The organism is Acidovorax sp. M2(2025) (assembly GCF_049330835.1).
In the GTDB taxonomy this organism is placed as follows: domain Bacteria; phylum Pseudomonadota; class Gammaproteobacteria; order Burkholderiales; family Burkholderiaceae_C; genus Acidovorax.
Genome location: NZ_CP186262.1, coordinates 2,530,806 through 2,546,395, shown reverse-complemented (window position 1 = coordinate 2,546,395; position 15,590 = coordinate 2,530,806). Strand labels below are relative to the sequence as shown.

Annotated in this window: 20 protein-coding genes; 18 read left to right on the top strand and 2 right to left on the bottom strand. The window is 66.5% G+C overall.

Annotated features, from left to right (window positions below; genetic code table 11):
* Positions 1 to 40: 40 nt before the first annotated feature.
* Positions 41 to 1,129: a phage portal protein gene (locus ACOYR3_RS11925; RefSeq protein WP_422842602.1), complete on the bottom strand. Its 1,089-nt coding sequence runs from the start codon at positions 1,127 to 1,129 to the stop codon at positions 41 to 43.
* Positions 1,129 to 2,922 (bottom strand): terminase ATPase subunit family protein, encoded by a 1,794-nt coding sequence (locus ACOYR3_RS11920; protein ID WP_422846576.1) that lies wholly within the window; start codon positions 2,920 to 2,922, stop codon positions 1,129 to 1,131. Before ACOYR3_RS11920 ends, ACOYR3_RS11925 begins: the two co-directional genes overlap by 1 nt.
* A 157-nt stretch (positions 2,923 to 3,079) precedes the next feature.
* Here ACOYR3_RS11920 and ACOYR3_RS11915 point away from each other — a divergent pair, with 157 nt between their 5' ends.
* From ACOYR3_RS11915 to ACOYR3_RS11830, 18 genes are all read left to right on the top strand, one after another.
* The gene (locus tag ACOYR3_RS11915; RefSeq protein ID WP_422842601.1) at positions 3,080 to 3,907 is read left to right on the top strand and encodes a GPO family capsid scaffolding protein; all 828 of its coding nucleotides are present in this window, start codon (positions 3,080 to 3,082) and stop codon (positions 3,905 to 3,907) included.
* Between the two features lie 66 nt (positions 3,908 to 3,973).
* A complete protein-coding gene (locus tag ACOYR3_RS11910) occupies positions 3,974 to 4,984 on the top strand; it encodes a phage major capsid protein, P2 family (RefSeq protein ID WP_422842600.1) in 1,011 nt (336 codons plus the stop codon).
* A gap of 17 nt (positions 4,985 to 5,001) precedes the next feature.
* The gene (gpM, locus tag ACOYR3_RS11905) at positions 5,002 to 5,703 is read left to right on the top strand and encodes a phage terminase small subunit (protein ID WP_422842599.1); all 702 of its coding nucleotides are present in this window, start codon (positions 5,002 to 5,004) and stop codon (positions 5,701 to 5,703) included.
* Between the two features lie 109 nt (positions 5,704 to 5,812).
* On the top strand, positions 5,813 to 6,277 hold the full coding sequence (locus ACOYR3_RS11900; protein WP_343734490.1) for a head completion/stabilization protein: 465 nt from the start codon (positions 5,813 to 5,815) through the stop codon (positions 6,275 to 6,277).
* On the top strand, positions 6,277 to 6,480 hold the full coding sequence (locus ACOYR3_RS11895; RefSeq protein ID WP_422842598.1) for a tail protein X: 204 nt from the start codon (positions 6,277 to 6,279) through the stop codon (positions 6,478 to 6,480). The genes ACOYR3_RS11900 and ACOYR3_RS11895 overlap by 1 nt, the downstream gene beginning before the upstream one ends.
* 6 nt (positions 6,481 to 6,486) lie before the next feature.
* Complete coding sequence (locus tag ACOYR3_RS11890; protein WP_422842597.1) at positions 6,487 to 6,717, top strand: hypothetical protein; 231 nt, start codon at positions 6,487 to 6,489, stop codon at positions 6,715 to 6,717.
* Positions 6,714 to 7,277, top strand: coding sequence for a glycoside hydrolase family protein (locus ACOYR3_RS11885; RefSeq protein WP_422842596.1), 564 nt, complete (start codon positions 6,714 to 6,716; stop codon positions 7,275 to 7,277). The genes ACOYR3_RS11890 and ACOYR3_RS11885 overlap by 4 nt, the downstream gene beginning before the upstream one ends.
* Positions 7,274 to 7,531 (top strand): hypothetical protein, encoded by a 258-nt coding sequence (locus tag ACOYR3_RS11880; protein ID WP_422842595.1) that lies wholly within the window; start codon positions 7,274 to 7,276, stop codon positions 7,529 to 7,531. Before ACOYR3_RS11885 ends, ACOYR3_RS11880 begins: the two co-directional genes overlap by 4 nt.
* Positions 7,525 to 8,082 (top strand): DUF2514 family protein, encoded by a 558-nt coding sequence (locus ACOYR3_RS11875; protein ID WP_422842594.1) that lies wholly within the window; start codon positions 7,525 to 7,527, stop codon positions 8,080 to 8,082. The genes ACOYR3_RS11880 and ACOYR3_RS11875 overlap by 7 nt, the downstream gene beginning before the upstream one ends.
* Complete coding sequence (locus ACOYR3_RS11870) at positions 8,066 to 8,560, top strand: phage tail protein (protein WP_422842593.1); 495 nt, start codon at positions 8,066 to 8,068, stop codon at positions 8,558 to 8,560. Before ACOYR3_RS11875 ends, ACOYR3_RS11870 begins: the two co-directional genes overlap by 17 nt.
* Before the next feature lie 104 nt (positions 8,561 to 8,664).
* A complete protein-coding gene (locus tag ACOYR3_RS11865) occupies positions 8,665 to 9,129 on the top strand; it encodes a phage virion morphogenesis protein (protein WP_422842592.1) in 465 nt (154 codons plus the stop codon).
* Between the two features lie 75 nt (positions 9,130 to 9,204).
* A complete protein-coding gene (locus ACOYR3_RS11860; RefSeq protein ID WP_422842591.1) occupies positions 9,205 to 9,804 on the top strand; it encodes a phage baseplate assembly protein V in 600 nt (199 codons plus the stop codon).
* A complete protein-coding gene (locus ACOYR3_RS11855) occupies positions 9,801 to 10,151 on the top strand; it encodes a GPW/gp25 family protein (protein ID WP_422842590.1) in 351 nt (116 codons plus the stop codon). The genes ACOYR3_RS11860 and ACOYR3_RS11855 overlap by 4 nt, the downstream gene beginning before the upstream one ends.
* Positions 10,148 to 11,089 (top strand): baseplate J/gp47 family protein, encoded by a 942-nt coding sequence (locus ACOYR3_RS11850; protein WP_422842589.1) that lies wholly within the window; start codon positions 10,148 to 10,150, stop codon positions 11,087 to 11,089. The genes ACOYR3_RS11855 and ACOYR3_RS11850 overlap by 4 nt, the downstream gene beginning before the upstream one ends.
* A complete protein-coding gene (locus ACOYR3_RS11845) occupies positions 11,082 to 12,302 on the top strand; it encodes a phage tail protein (RefSeq protein ID WP_422842588.1) in 1,221 nt (406 codons plus the stop codon). The genes ACOYR3_RS11850 and ACOYR3_RS11845 overlap by 8 nt, the downstream gene beginning before the upstream one ends.
* Before the next feature lie 4 nt (positions 12,303 to 12,306).
* Entirely contained in the window at positions 12,307 to 14,553 is a 2,247-nt protein-coding gene (locus ACOYR3_RS11840; protein WP_422842587.1) for a hypothetical protein, read from the top strand.
* Between the two features lie 10 nt (positions 14,554 to 14,563).
* The gene (locus ACOYR3_RS11835; RefSeq protein WP_422842586.1) at positions 14,564 to 15,229 is read left to right on the top strand and encodes a hypothetical protein; all 666 of its coding nucleotides are present in this window, start codon (positions 14,564 to 14,566) and stop codon (positions 15,227 to 15,229) included.
* The gene (locus ACOYR3_RS11830; protein ID WP_422842585.1) at positions 15,229 to 15,588 is read left to right on the top strand and encodes a hypothetical protein; all 360 of its coding nucleotides are present in this window, start codon (positions 15,229 to 15,231) and stop codon (positions 15,586 to 15,588) included. Before ACOYR3_RS11835 ends, ACOYR3_RS11830 begins: the two co-directional genes overlap by 1 nt.
* Positions 15,589 to 15,590 lie beyond the last annotated feature (2 nt).

Below are 15,590 nucleotides of genomic sequence, written 5' to 3'. Positions count from 1 at the left end.
ATTCACTCCAAGCGCTTGAACAACAAGCGCGAGCAGCTATTTATTTTGTAGCGCCATCCTCCCTGCCTTCGATGACATAGGGGGCAAAGCGCACCAGTTCTTCCCCGAACCATTCGTTCAAGGCCTTGAAGCGCGCCTGCAGCGGCTCCAGCTCGTTGCGCGCGAACACTTCGGCCGCGGGCTTCACCGCACCGAAGCCGCCGGTATTGCCCGGAACGATGCCCATCAGTTGGGGCGGCACCCGGTGGGCCGCCAGAACATCGTCCCGGCTCACGTTTTTGATGCTGGTGAAGTCGTCCTTTGCGGCCACTTCGCTGATGGGCAGCACCTGAATGCCGTCCTTCTTGCCGTTGGGCGAATACATGAACAGGTTGCGGAAATTACCCGGCCCCTTCGCGTTGCGCATGGCTTCGCGCAGCGCGTCCACATCGCCCTGGGCCTGGGCCGGGTCCGTCATGTAGAGGATGAAGCCGGCGTGGCTCCCGTTGTTGTAATACTTGCGACGAAACAGGGTGGCCGATTCGTTAAGCCAGGCCGCCTGCAGCGTAGAGAGGTATTCGGGCAACCCGTACACCTCCTGATTGATGTCCGGTTCAATCAGGTGAAAAACGCTCCCCGGCTTGAATTCGTGTTCCTTCCCGAAGCCCTGCACAAAGTAGTAGGTGTCCAGCGCCTGGCCCCGGCGCATGTACTTGGCCAAGCTGTGACGCAAGCCCAGGTCACGCCCCAGTATGTTCGGCGTGCGCTCCAAATAGGCATTCCCGAAGGTGAGGAAATCCAACGCGAATTTGCCGAAGGTGTCACGGCTCAAAAGCCGGTGCGGCACGAAGGTGGACGCCAGCACGTTGCGCTTGAAATAGAGCGCGCTCGCGTGGTGCGTGGCGGCACGAAACGACCGCGCCAGGCCTTCCCAGCTGATGGGCGGCTCGTACCACTTGCCATTCAGCCAGGCCTCGCAGTAGTCCAGAATCTCGCGGCCGTCCAGCACCGGCACCGGGTCACCAAAGGTGAACGCCTGGGCGCTGGCCTGGGAGACATTGGACAGGGCCGAACCGGTGGCCGCAGCTGGTGCGGGCACGGTGTTGGAAAAGGCCGGCGCAGCTGCGCGGCGTGGGGTGCGCTTGGGCATCAGGAAAACTCCAGAACAGAGGTGGTGGCTTCGCTCGCGCCTTCCAGCGGCTCGAAGTCCATGGCGTGCATGCAGGCCCACGCCAAGTCGGCGTGGCCTGTTTCGTTGTTGCGGCCGGCGTCATAGGTGGCCTGGCGACCGCTGGTGGTAAGCACCTTTTTGATGGCCATGAAGGCCTGGGCAAGATCAACCGCGCCCGCGTCAAACTCCAGCCGGCCTTTGCTGATGACGCTTTTTGCTTTCAGCACCAGCCGGGTTTTCACGTCCACGCTGTACTGATAGGCCCGCGCGGCTGGGAAAAACTGCTTCACCAGCTGAAAGACGCCCTGCCCGATGCCCGTGGTGTCGATGCCGATGTGCTGCACGTTGAAGCGCTCCGTCACCTTCTTGATGGCTTCGGCCTGGGCCTCGAAGTCCAGCCCACGGAACTGGTGGCGCTCCAAAACGCGGAACTTCCCGCCAGGCTCTGCCGGTGGGGCCAGCACCACCAAGCCGGCGCTGTCGCCCGTATGGCTGGGGTCATAGCCGACCCACACCGGGCGCCATCCGAAAGGGCGCATGCCGAGCGGCTTCACATCGGCCCAGGCCTCCCAGCTGTCCACCATGCAGCGCTGCAGCTCTGCCAGCGGAAACACGCTGTAGCTGTCATCGAGGAAACCGCACATCAGCAGGTTCTCGAATTCCTCCGCGCTGTACTCCAGCCGCAGCTCGTCAATGTCGAACAGGTTGCAGCCGCCGCGCATGGCGTCCACGATGGTGACGATTTGCCGCCAAATCTTGTCTTCACCTGTGAAGCCACCGGCGAGCCTGTCGTGCGACAGGTCCAGCGTGATGCGCTCGTCCTTCGGCCGCTTCTTGTTGAAGCGGTCGCCAGACCACAGCGCGAAGGCCTCGTGCTGGATGCTGGACGGCGTGGAAAAGTAGGTTTTGCGCCAGTGCTTGTGCATGGCCATGCCGCTGGCCACCTTGTTCAGCTCTGTGAATTTGCGCGTCCAGAAGCACTCGTCAAAATAGAAATTGCCGTGGTAACCCTGGGCCGTCAGTGCATTGGTGCCCAAGAAATACAGCGTGGCGCCGTTGCTCAAAACGATTGGATCGCCCGACAGTTCCAAGTCGCAAGCCTCCTTTGCAAAGGCCACGATGTACTGTTTGAAAATGTGCGCCTGGGCCTTCGATGCACTGAGGAAAATCTGATTGCGGCCCGTGGCGATGGCATCGGCCAGGGCTTCGCGGGCAAAGTACCAAGTGGCCCCAATCTGCCGCGACTTGAGAATGAAGCGCGTGCGCAGCTCGCTATTGCGAAACCACACCTTCTGATAGTCGAACAGCGAATCACGGAACGCATCGAGCAGCTTTTCGTGCTGTTCCTCCGTGAAGTGGTTGCGCTCCTGTCGGCGCTTGGGCTTGTCGTTGCGTGCCTTGATGGCCGGGTTGAGGTCCGACTCCTTGCCCGTTTCACCGTACTTCTGCACGCGGGCCAGGCGCTCAATCTGCCGGCCCAGCAGGTCAATCTCTTTGAAGTCGCCACCCGTTTTGTGGTCCTTCATCACCAGCTGCACCAGCCGGGTTTCGAGCGCGGCTTCCACGCGCTGGGCCGGTTGCGCCTTGTCCCACTCTTCGGCATCCTTCCAGCCCTGCACCGTGCTGCGCGGCTCCCTGATGTATTCGGCAATGCTCGAAATGCGCCAGCCTTGCCAGTACAGGTACCGCGCGGCGCGGCGCTTGTCCGCGGCCAGGCCATCGGCAGGAACGGTGGAAAAAGGAAGCGCGGGCGCGAGCGTTGGGGAAGCCATGGGGCGAGTTTCTGCCGCCCGTCTGTGAAGCACTACACGCTTTCCGACCCTTTCAAATGTGCCTTTGCCGCACACAGGCGGCATTGATTGCTGGGCTCGCGCGACGGCGGGACGATGGCGGCTACTTCGACCACCACCGTTCAAGGAACCGCAACCCATGGCAACCAAATCGCGTTTTTTCCGTGTCGCTACCGAAGGCGCAACCACTGATGGCCGCGCCATCGAGAAAAAGTGGATTCAGCAGATGGCCAAGAACTTCGACCCCGCGAAGTACGGCGCCCGCGTCTGGCTGGAACACTACCGAGGCATCGCACCCGATGGCCTGTTCAAAGCCTACGGCGATGTGAAAGCGCTCGAAGCCCGCGAGGTGGACGGGGGCAAGCTGGCACTGTTCGCGCAAATCGAACCGCTGCCCGAGCTGGTGGCCATGACCAAGGCCAAGCAGAAGATTTACACCAGCATCGAGGTGAACCCGAGCTTTGCCGACACCGGCGAGGCGTACATGACGGGCCTGGGCGTCACCGACAGCCCCGCGAGCCTGGGCACCGATGTGCTGACCTTCGCGGCGCAGAACCCCAAGGCCAGCCCATTTGCCGGCCGCAAAGAAAACGAGGCCATCCTGTTCAGCGAAGCGGTGGAAGCCGAGCTGCACTTCGAGGAAAGCGACGACACCGACACCAGCGCCGGCAAGTTCTCCGAAGCGCTGAAAGGCCTGCTGGGCAAGTTCAAGAAAAAGGGCCAGACCGACGACGCGCGCTTTGAAGAAGTGCTGGCCGGCTTCGAGCAGTTCGCGCAGCTGGCGGAAAACCAGAACGCAGCCCACGACGCACTGGCAAAAGACCATGCCAAGCTGGCCAAAGACTTTGCAGCGCTGCAGACCAAGCACGACGAGCTGGCCAAGGCCTTGGAGAACACACCCAGCGGCAACCACACCCAGCGCCCGCCGGCGGCTGGTGGCAACGGCGTGGAACTGACCCAGTTCTAAGCCGAGACGCCCACCACGCACGACACCGAAGAACCGCCATCAATTCACCCATCAGGAAGCCAAAAAATGCGCAACGAAACCCGCAATGTGTTCAACGCCCTGCTGTCCCAAATCGCCCGCCTGAACGGCGTGGCCGATGTGGCCAAGCAATTCAACGTGGCCCCATCCATCCAGCAAGTGCTGGAAACCAAAATGCAGGAGTCCAGCGACTTCCTTAGCAAGATCAACATGACGCCCGTGGTGGAAGCCCAGGGCGCAAAGTTGGGCCTGGGTATGTCTGGCCCGGTGGCAAGCCGCACCAACACCGACAACGCCGACCGACAAACGCGCGACGTGTCCACGCTGGACAGCAAGGGCTACCAGTGCGTGCAAACCAACTTCGACACGCACATCAAGTATCAAAAGCTGGACGCCTGGGCCAAGTTCAAGAACTTCCAGACCCTGGTGGCCATGGCCATCCTGCGCCGCCAGGCCCTCGACCGCATCATGATCGGCTTCAACGGCACCAGCATTGCCGCCAACACCGACCTGGCCGCCAACCCGCTGCTGCAGGACGTGAACAAGGGCTGGCTGCAGCACCTGCGCGAAGACGCACCCGAGAACGTGATGAGCGGGGGCGCTACCGCTGGCGTTATCAAGATCGGCGCCGGCGCGGGCAATGACTACAAGAACCTCGACGCGGCCGTGTATGACGCCATCGGCCTGCTGGCTCCCTGGTATCAGCAAGACCCCGATTTGGTGGTCATCCTGGGCCGCGAGCTGCTGGCCGACAAGTATTTCCCGATGGTCAACGTGAACCAAGCGCCCAGCGAAACCCTGGCGGCCGACATCGTCATCAGCCAGAAACGCGTGGGCGGCCTGCAAGCGGCCACGGTGCCCTACTTCCCGCCCGCCGCCATGTTGGTGACGACTTTCGACAACCTGTCGCTGTACTGGCAAGAAGGCGCCCGCCGCCGCCGCATGGAAGAAAACCCCAAGCGCGACCGCGTGGAGAACTACGAAAGCTCGAACGACGCCTACGTGGTGGAAGACAACGACCGCGCGGCGCTGCTGGAAAACATCGTGTTGGTGGCCTAAGCCTGGAGCCCATCACCATGACCACTCCGGCAAAGCGCCACAAGCTGCGCGTGCTGGCCGAGCTGGCGGCGAAGGCCGCCGGCCCCGGCGACGAAGTGCGGGGCAGCGCCTACGAGCTGATGCTCGCCCAGCTGGCCGAGCACAAGCGCACCCTGAAAACCATACAGAGCACCGAGCGCAAGATCGAAGCCAAGCGCAAGATGCTGCCCGACTTCGAGGACTACGTGACCGGCGCGCTGGAAGGTGGCCAGGGTGGCCACGACATGGTGCTGACCACCGTGCTGGTGTGGCACCTCGACACGGGCAACTGGGCGCGCGGGCTGGAGATTGCCGCCTATGCGCTCGCCCATGGCCTGGTGCTGCCCGACCAGTACAACCGCACGCTGCCAACGCTGCTGATTGACGAAATCGCCACCGCTGCGGCCAAGGGGCAGCTGGTGGGCGACGAGGCCCTGCGCGTGCTCGCTGAGGTGGACCAGCTCACGGCAGACCACGACGCACCGGACCAAGCCCGCGCCAAGCTCTACAAGGCCATCGGCTATGCCTTGATCGGCAAGACGCCGACCAATGAGCCCGACTTCACCACGCTGGACGAAAGTAAAGCCCGCCTGGCCATGGAGAAGCTGCAGCGTGCCCACGAACTGTTCGCGCAGGTGGGCGTGAAAAAAGACATGGAACGCCTGGAGCGCCGCATCAAGGCGGCCACCGGCACCGACTGAGCGTACCCCGCACCCCGGCGGCTCCGGGTGCCGCGACCAAGGGCGCAAGCCCATCGGCCAAAGCACCCGGACCACCGCCGACCTATTCCCACCGCCCCGAGGCCCGCCCGTGAGTTTTGTCGCCACCGCCAATCCGCCCATCGAAGCCGAAGACGCCCAGGTCGAAAACGACCCGTGGTTTCCTGCAATCGACGCGCCCAAGGTCCGCGAGGCCTGCCTGCTGGACGGCACCGTGACGGCGGCGCGCCTGGCCGAAGCCATCGAGGGCGCCATCGACGCGGTGAATGCAGAGCTGCGCACATACAAGGCCGACCAGCTCGCCCAGGGCGTGGAATCGCTGGCGGATGCCGGCGACGGCCGCCAGGCTGGCCGCTACCTGCGCGCCATCCACGCCCATGTGCAGGCCGATCTGGCCGAGGCGTACCGAGAAATCGACACCACGCCGCACAACGACAGCAAAACAGAGCGCATACGCGAGCGCATCGAAGCCAAGGTGGACGAACACCGCCGCAAGCTCCGGTGGGCAATCTCCGACCTGCTGGGCCGGCCGCGCACCACCGTGGAGCTGATCTGATGCGCGCCATTGCACAGCAGCACGAAATGCTGGACGAGCTGTGCCGCCGCACAACGGGCAGCACGGCCGAGGTGGTGGAGGCCACCTTGGCCGCAAACCCAGGCCTGGCCAAGCTGGGGGCGCGTCTGCCGGCCGGCACCGTGGTGCAAATCGTTGTCCCGCCAAAACGAACCCAAAAACAAACCATCAATCTGTGGGACTGAACCACCATGAGCGACACCCCGAGCAACATCGCCAAGGCCGTGGGCGTGGAGGCCATGAAGGCATCGCCACCCGTTGCCGTAGCGGCGAAACAAGACGGCGGCTTCTTCACCCTGAGCCCTATCACCACCCTGACCTGCATCTATCTGGTGCTGCAAATCGCGTACTTGGCCTGGAAGTGGCACAACGAACGCGAAGACCGCAAAGCCAAGCTCAACGCATGCGAGGTGCCGAAATGACCACCAGCACCCGCCAGCGCATCGCCGTAGCGCTGCTGTCACTGTCGGCCGCCGGCTTTGCCACATGGACGGCCAGCGAAGGCGACGGCCACACCAGCGTGCGCGCCGATGGTGCCGTGTTGCACCACCCCTACGTGCCCACGGCGGGCGACGTGCCCACCATCGGCCACGGGTCCACCCGGTACGAGGACGGCACGGCCGTGCGCCTGACCGACCCGCCCATCACCCGCCAGCGGGCCGAGCAGCTGGCGCGCAACCTGCACAGCGAGGAAGAAGCCCGTTTCAAGGCCAGCCTGCCCGGTGTGCTGCTTTACCCCGGTGAGTACGACTTCTATCTGGACTTCGTGGGCCAGTTCGGGATCGGCAACTGGCGCAAGCCCAATTCCCCACGCACCTGGCTGCTGCGCGGCGACTATGTGGGCGCCTGCCAGGCGCTGCTGCTGTGGCGCTTTCAGGCCGGCCGCGACTGCCGCTTGCCACAGAACTGGGGGCCAAAGGGCTGCAAAGGTGTGTGGACGCGCCAGCAAACGAGGCATGCCAAGTGCATGGCGATGCAATGAGCCATGACACGCAAAACGAGCGGCTGGCCACCCTCAACCGCGAGGTGTTTGTGATTACCGCGCGTCCGAGAATCACACGCCAGACGACAGGTCCCGCGCGGGTCGAAATCTGCTATCAGGCGCCTGGTGCAAACCTTGTCATCGCCATGGCCCCAGGCGATGCCGAGGCCGTGGCCGAAGAACTGGTGCACGCTGCAGCGCGCGCCAGAGAAGTCAATCAATGCCGTGCGACCGCCAGGGGGCGCGAATGCTGACCACCCTGCGCGCCAACGCCTGGAAATACACCGCCATCGCCCTGGCACTGGGCCTGGGCTTCGCCGTGGTGAAGCAGACCCTACGCCTGGCCGAAGCCCAGCTCGAAGCCGCAAACACCGACGCCACCTTGCAAACCGAGCGTGCCAGCGCCGACCGCAGCGCCCTTGCCACATCCGAACGCTACCGAAAGCTGGGAGACACCCACCGTGATGAAATCGCCCAAACCGACACCGCGGCACAGGCCGCCATCGCTGCGGCTGATGCGGGCCGCGCTCGCGCTGTCGCTGCTCGCAACCGGTTGCAGCGCGACCTTGCCGACTACCTCACCCAGCACCGTGCCGCCGCCCAGGCTCGCGCCGCTGCCGGCCAGTGCGCGCCAGACGCCGCCCCCGCCGATCTGCTTGCCGACATGCTCCGACGCGCAGACGACAGAGCGGGAGAACTCGCGCACGTTGCTGACACCGCCCGCGCCCGTGGGCTCGCCTGCGAGCGCGCCTACGACAGCGCCCGCACCATGATCGAGGCCGCCCAAAATGGAAAAGCCGAGTAGCCTGCGCGAGACGCTGACCAAGGCCCTGCCGGCCGTCCAGAAAGACCCGCAGAAGCTGGCCATCTTCATCACCGGCGGCCGAATCATCCACACCGGCACCGACTCGCTGTCGTTTGAGTACGCCTACACCCTGCGCGCGCTGCTGCTGGACTATGCGGGCCATGCCGACGCGGTAATGGCGCCCCTGGTGGAGTGGATGAAGCGAAACCAGCCGGAGGTCTTCGACGATCCAGCAAAGCGCGCTCGCGCAATCCGCTTCGAGGCTGAGTATCTGAACGCCAAGGCCATCGACCTGCAGATTGATCTGGAACTGACCGAGCGTGTCATCGCGCGCCCACGTGCAAACGGCCCTGCGGGGGCGATGGACCTGATCCACCCCAAAGAACCACCGCCACCGCTGGCGATCCTGCAGGCCGAGCACTGGGAGGTGTACCTGCGCGACGAGCTGCTGGCCGAGTGGGAATACGCCCCACGATGAAATACCTGTTCACAGCCTGCTTTCTGCTGTGGGAGGGCTACCAGCGCGTGCGGGGCCGCTGGCGCCGCTGGGTGCGAGCCCGCCAGCGTGGGGAAGGTTGACCGATGGCCGACGACTTCATGCAGCTCGAAGGCTGGCTGCAACCCCTGCTGGATCGCCTGACCGATGCCGAGCGCCGCAAACTGGCCCTCGACATTGCCAGAGAGCTGCGCCGCGAGAACGCGGCCACCATCCGGGCACAGCACGGACCTGACGGCGAGGCCTGGGCGCCCCGCAAGAACGCGCTGCGCGACCAGCGCGGGCAGCTGCGCAAGCCCAAGGCGCAGAGCATGTTCACCAAGCTGGCCGGCGCCAAGCACCTGCGCGCCCAGGTCGAAGGCGGCGACGCGGTGGTGGGCTTCGCAGGCCGCACCGAGCGCATCGCCCGCGTGCACCACTTCGGTCTGCGCGACAGCGTGAAACCTGGCGGGCCGGAATACGACTACCCGGCGCGCCCGCTGCTGGGCACTTCCGACGACTTCACAAAGCGCCTGCAGGACCGCCTGCTGTCGCACTTGGCCGGGGGCTGATCTGCTGAATGTGTGCATCGCGCACACAGGGCAAACCGCGTGCTTTCTCACGCACGCGCGGGCACCATCAAACGCATGGACCGCCCCGTAGATCAACCCGAGTCGCCCTTTGAAATCCTGCGCCGCCTGGAGAACGTGGCGCGCGTGGGCACCATCGAGGAAGTGCGCACCACCAAGCCTGCGCGGTGCCGCGTTCGCTGTGGCGACATCCTCACCGGATGGCTACCTTGGGTAGCTGGCCGCGCGGGCGGCGCCGCCGGTTCGGTGTGGTGGCCGCCGGTCAAAGGCGAGCAGGTGCTGATGCTCGCGCCAGGCGGCGACCTGAACAACGCCATGGTGATGCCGGGCGCTTTCAGCGACAAGATGCCTCAGAACGGCGACAGCCCGGCCATGTTCCGCATGGACTTTGGCGGCGGCGCCTACATGGAGCACGACGCCATCAACGGGAACTTTCGCCTGGAAGCCATGGCTTCCATCACGATCCAGTGCATGGGCTCCAGCATCACCATCAAGGAGCACGAAATCACGCTGAGCGTGGGTGGCGCAACCGCCACGCTCAACCGCGAAGGCCTGCGCGTCACACCGGACGTGATCGCCGGGGAAGTCAGCCTGACCAAGCACGTCCACCCCGCAGTGAAGCGCGGCGGCGACGAAACTGACCCGCCCAAGAAATGAACCGCACCACCGGCCAATCCATCACCGGGCTGGAGCACCTGCGCCAGTCCCTGGGCGACATTCTCACCACACCCATCGGCTCGCGCGTCATGCGCCGCGAATACGGCTCGCTGGTGCCCGAGCTGATCGACCACCCCGACAACCTGGCCACCCAGGTGCGCGTCTATGCCGCGGTGGCCAGTGCGCTGATGCGCTGGGAACCACGCTTTCGCCTGTCGCGCATCGAATCACTGCGCGAGGCCGACCGCCCCGGCGCCGTGCTGTTTCGCCTGCACGGCACCTACGACCAGCGCGGCCGTGTCGGTCCGCTGTCCCTGAACGTGTCTGTGACAGGCCGCGCCGTATGAACAATCTCGACCTGTCCGCCCTGCCCCGCCCTGCCGTGGTCGAAGCCCTCGACTACGAAAACGTGCTGGCCAGCCTGCGCGCCGATCTGCTGCGCCTGTACCCGCCCGCCGCCGAGGTGATCGACCTCGAAAGCGAGCCGCTTATCAAACTGCTGCAGGTTGCCGCCTACCGCGAGCTGGTGATCCGCGCCCGCATCAACGATGCCGCCAGCGCCGTCATGCTGGGCTGGGCCGTGGGCACCGATCTGGACAATCTGGCCGCGCGCTACGACCTGGCGCGCCTGCCGGGTGAAGACGATGAGCGCCTGCAAGAGCGCGTGCTAATGGGCTACCACGCCCTGTCGGCCGCCGGCAGTCCCACCAGCTGGCGCTTGCGCGCCCTTTCGGTGTCGGTGGACGTGCGCCAGGTGGATGTGTGGGCAGACCGCCCCGGCCGCGTCAAAGTCTCCCTGCTCGCCCGCGTGGCCGCGCCAGTGGCAGACGTCGACGCACAGCAGCAGGCCATCGGCCGCGCCCTGTTTGGCGACCACCCAGAGGCCGGCGCAAACGCCATGTGCTGGCGCGTGGCCGTGCCAGGCGATGCCATCGTAGGCCAGACCGAAGCCGCCCTGCTGGCCGAGGACGTGCGCCCCCTGACGGTGGATGTGGACGTGACGGCCGCGCGCATCCTGCCGCTGGCCGTGGCCGCCACCCTGGTGCACCCGCCTGGCCCCGATGGCGCCGTGCTGGCCGCTGCTGCCGCGCAGCGCGTGCGCCAGCTGGGCCTGCGCACCGCCTTTCGGGTGGACCTGACACGCGCCGCCATCGTGGCAGCGCTCATGGGCGAGGGCATCCGCGACGCGGTGCTGGCCACGCCCGCCGCCGACATTGCGGCCGGCGCCGGTGAAGTGCCCGTCATCACGTCCATCACCGTCATACCCCAGGCGCGCCATGACTGAGCGCCACCACCTGCTGCCGCCCAACGCCACGCCCCTGGAGCGCGCGGCATCCTCTACCGTGGGGCCGTGGACCGTGGGCGACGCTGCCCTGTCCACACTGCAAGACCCCGCGCGCATCCCGGCGCACCTGCTGCCGCACCTGGGCCTGGCCGAAGACGTGCCCGTATGGCCCGAGGGCGAGGCCGAGCGGCGCGCCGTCATCAAGGCCAGTCCGCGTTTGCATGCCCTCATCGGCACCCCGCGCGGCCTGCGCGAGCTGGCCCGCCTGGCCGGAGCGCGCATCGAGCGCCTGGAAATGCCCCCCGCCAAAACCTTCCTGGGCTACTGGGACGCCGAAAGCCGGGCCGCATGGCTGTCGGCCCACCCGGAAATGCGTATCTACAGCCAGCGCGAGCGGGCACCGTGCGAAGGCCTGATGCTGGGCAGCGGCTACATGGGCGCCCAGGACGAGCCGCCAGCCCGCACCAGCGCCATGGCCCGCAGCGCGGTGCGCGCGGAAATCCGCTACCCCACCGGCCAGGTGCAGCCGCTCACCACCCACGGCTGGACCGACATGGCGCAGGACCGCACCGCCACCGTGGACCTGGCCCGCCGTGCCGTGGCCCGCGGCCAGCATCTGGGCCAGCCGCTGGCGGGCGTGATGAGCCGCGCCGATGCGCCGACCCGCTATTGGCGCGTGCAAACCGTGGCCTACCGCGAGCGGGTGCAGCTGCTCACGCTCAAGCAAATGTCGCCATCCATCGCGCCCCTGTCGCCAGACGCCGAGCCGGTGGCCGAGCGCGCGCCGCGCCCGCATGTGCTGTGCGCCGGCCTACCCCTTGGCGGGCTTGCTGGCTTCACCGTGCGCAGCGACAGCGCCCGGCGCATGTACGCCCGCATCCGCCTGCACGACCCGGCCGTGGCCAACGTGCCCAAGCACGGCCCCGCGTACCTGGGATTTACCCGCCTGAGCAGCCCGCCCTTTGTGGCGCTGGCCCATGTGCGCATGCCAGCCCGCAGCCAGCCCTTTGCAATGGCCGGCACCGCCATGCGCGCCGCGCTGTCGGCCGGAGACGCCCGCGAGCGCATCGCGCCTGTTCTTGACGCGCTGGACTGGGCGCGCGCCGCGCACGACAAGGTGCTGGTGCGCACCCGCCTACACGCCACCGCCCGCGCCAGCCGCATCCACAAAGCCGGCGCCGTGCTCGCCGGCCAGACCATCAACCGGAGCTAACCCCATGGAAAAACAAGTCATCTACCGCGACCGGCAAGAGCTGCAGGCCGCCGACCTCAACAACACGCAGACGTGGGGCGACGATGCGCGCCGGCACATCGTGTCGGACGCCGTCACGGCCGAGCGCCAGTTTGTCGGGCTTACGGTGTCCGCGCGCAGCGCCACCGAGCTGGAGATCGCCACCGGCCGGCTGTATGACGGCCCCACGGGCAAGGTGTTTGCGCTCGACGCCGCGCAGGTGCAATCGGTGTTTGCAATGCTGCCCCTGCAGGACCAGAAGTGGGTGGCCGTGAGTGTGTTCGGCGCAGAAGAGGACACCGACATTCAGCCGCGCGACTTCCTCATCGACCTGCAGACCCGCGAGGTGGAGCCCGAGGCCGTGGCCATGCAGCGCCGCCGCGTGGCAACCGTGCACATCGCCCAGGGCCTGGAGTCGCCCACCCCCGAGCGCCCGGAGCCGCCCACCGGCTACACGCTGATCGCCCATGTGCGCCTATCGCCCACCGGCGTGCAAGAGGTGGTGCTCGCCGAGGGCCGCCGCCTGCCCAACCTGCAGCGTGTGGACGCGCGGCTGCGCACTGCCGAGGGCTGGATTCTGGCGGCCGAGCCGCGTATCGCCCACATCATGAGCGACATCGCGGGCCTGGCTTCGGACCTGGCCACGCGCGCCAGCCTGGAGCACGTCGCGCAGCTGGGCGTGGACATGGCAAAGATCAAAGAGCGCATGGAAATCCCCGACGACTACGTTTTTTACGGCGGCGACCACTTCCTTGACGCCGACGAGAGCGACACGGCACACGCGGCCTACAGCGCAAGCACGTTCGAGGGCATCCGCCCCGCCATCGTCGCCCAGCAAACCGGCGCCCTGTCGCTGCTCAACCCCATGGACCCCGAGGCCCGCACCAGCGGTGCCGGGCTGATGCTGCCAGCCTACGACGAAGTGACGCGGCTGCGCATGGAGACGCGAGCCGGCGAGCTGGCCATCAATCAATACCAGTACCAGACCCTCAACGCGGTGCAGAAGACCCTGAGCCGCGAGCGCGTGCGCACCGGCGAAACACTCACGTACTGCACCAACTCCGCGTTCTGGAAAAGCGGCACCTATGACCCGGTGACCGGCATCCTGCGCCGCGGCGACGAGGTGTGGACGGTGGACCCGGCCGACCGCAACCGCGCGACCACCGACCACCAGATGCTGCGCGTGACGCGCGTGTGGGTGGACCGCTGGGAGGAACCCTATTGGGACATGGTGACAAGCAACTACGTGGTGCAAGGTTCCGTGCTCGCGCAAACCGTGCTGATGGCGCAAACCGGCTGGCTCACCAGCGCGGAAATCTTTGTCACCAGCGCCGACGCGGCCGGCGGCCTCACCGTGCTGGTGACCGAGGCCGCACTGGGCCAGCCCGATATGGAAAAGGTGCTGTCCCGCGCCACCCTGGCGCCGGGTGCCGTCACGGCCGGCTGGCTGAAAGTCGCCCTGCCTGACCCGTTGCTGGTGGAGGCCGGCAAGCGCTACGCCGTGGCGCTGGTGACCGGCGCGGGCCACCGCGTGGGATTCACCGAGGGGACGGAATACACCCAGGGCATCCTGATGTACACCCAGGACGGCGCCTACTTCACGCAGGCGGCCGAGCGCGACTTGATGCTGCGCCTGAACTTCGCGCGGTTCAAATCGCCGCGCGCCGTGGTGCAGATGCAGCCGCTGCAGCTCGCCGGCGGCGTGCAAGAGCTGGACATGCTCTACGACAGCGCCGTGCCCGCAGGCTGTCGCCTGGTGTGGGAATACCAGACCGGCGGCCTGTGGCGCCCCGTCACGCCCGACACGGCGCCCGCGTTCGGCAGCGCGGCGCTGGTGCCCCTGCGCGCGGTGTTCATCGGCACGCAAGACCTGATGCCCGCAGTGCGGCCCGCCACCGCCCAGGTGACGGTGCGCCGCCGCGGCGCCGCATTCGTGCACATCAGCACCGACCGCGTGCTGGCAACGCCGTCCAAGACCATCCGCGTGCGCCTGCTGCTGGAAGACTTCGACGCTGCCCAGGGCCACACCGTGGACTGCCGGCTGATCGTTGGCGGGGCCACCGTGGCCGCGGCATCGTTCCGCGACGAGGTGGTGGACGGCCGCAGCCGCTGGCGCGAGTTCCGCTTCGCCCTGGCCGCAACCACCGGCGCGTACCGCATCCGCATCGACGGCGCGGGCGTGACGGGCGCCCACCCCTGGCATGTGGCCGAGCGTTACGACCTGGCGCTGTAACGAGGACGCCATGCCAACACGGTTTGAAAAATACCGCATGAGGGACGGCGAAACGCCGCTGTCCCAGGACTACTTCAACCCCATCTTTGGGGACATTGACGCGCGCATTGCAGACCTTGAGGAACGCCGGGCAGACCTGCAAAGCGTGGTTGATGAGCTGACCCAGTTCGGGCTGGCCCGTATCGACACGCTGGTGGGTCCATCTATGGCGGAAGTGAACGCCATGATGGTGCAACTGCGCCAGCGACGCGACGAGCTGGAGGCGGCCGTGGGCAACGTGGGCGACCTGGCCACGAAAACACAGCTGGACGCGGCCATGGCGACCGTGGGCGCCGACCTCGACGCCCTGGAAGCCGCGGTTGCCGCCTTGCAGGACGGCAAGGTGGCAAGCGTGAACGGCCAGGCAGGCCCCATTGTCACGCTGCAGCCTGCCCACCTTGGGCTTGGGCCGGCCAACGGTCCCAGCGCGCTGGTGCTGACCCGCGACGCCCAGGGCCGCCTGGCCACCGTCACCTGCACGGTGGCAGGCAAGCCCGCCGTGCAGACCCTGGGGTACGACGCGCAGGGCCGCGTGGGAACTGTCACGACCACCTATGACGGCCGCACCCGCGTGGAGACGCTGACCTACGACGCCAACGGCCTCAAGTCCATTGCAGCAACCGAGGAGCAAGCCTGATGTTCGAAGCAATCACTCTCGACGCGGTGCGCCTGTTCCGCGAATTCGCCACCACCAAGCTGGCCGAGCTGCTGGCAGCGGTGAACGCCAAGGCCGCCGAAGTGTTGGCCGCCATCACGGGACAGGGCATCAAGTCCGTGCAGCGCGGGACCATCACGATCAACGGAAGCGGCTTAACCGCCACCGCGACCATATCGGCGGTCGTAATGAACAAGGCAGAACTGCGCCCACTGGGTTCGACCGGCGGGTCATCGGCCCACCGGATGGAACTCACTTCCCCAACGCAGGTAACGGTGATCCGTCGAAGCGCAGAAGCTGAGTCAAGCATCACGGCGTGGGAACTCACGGAGTGGAAATAGCC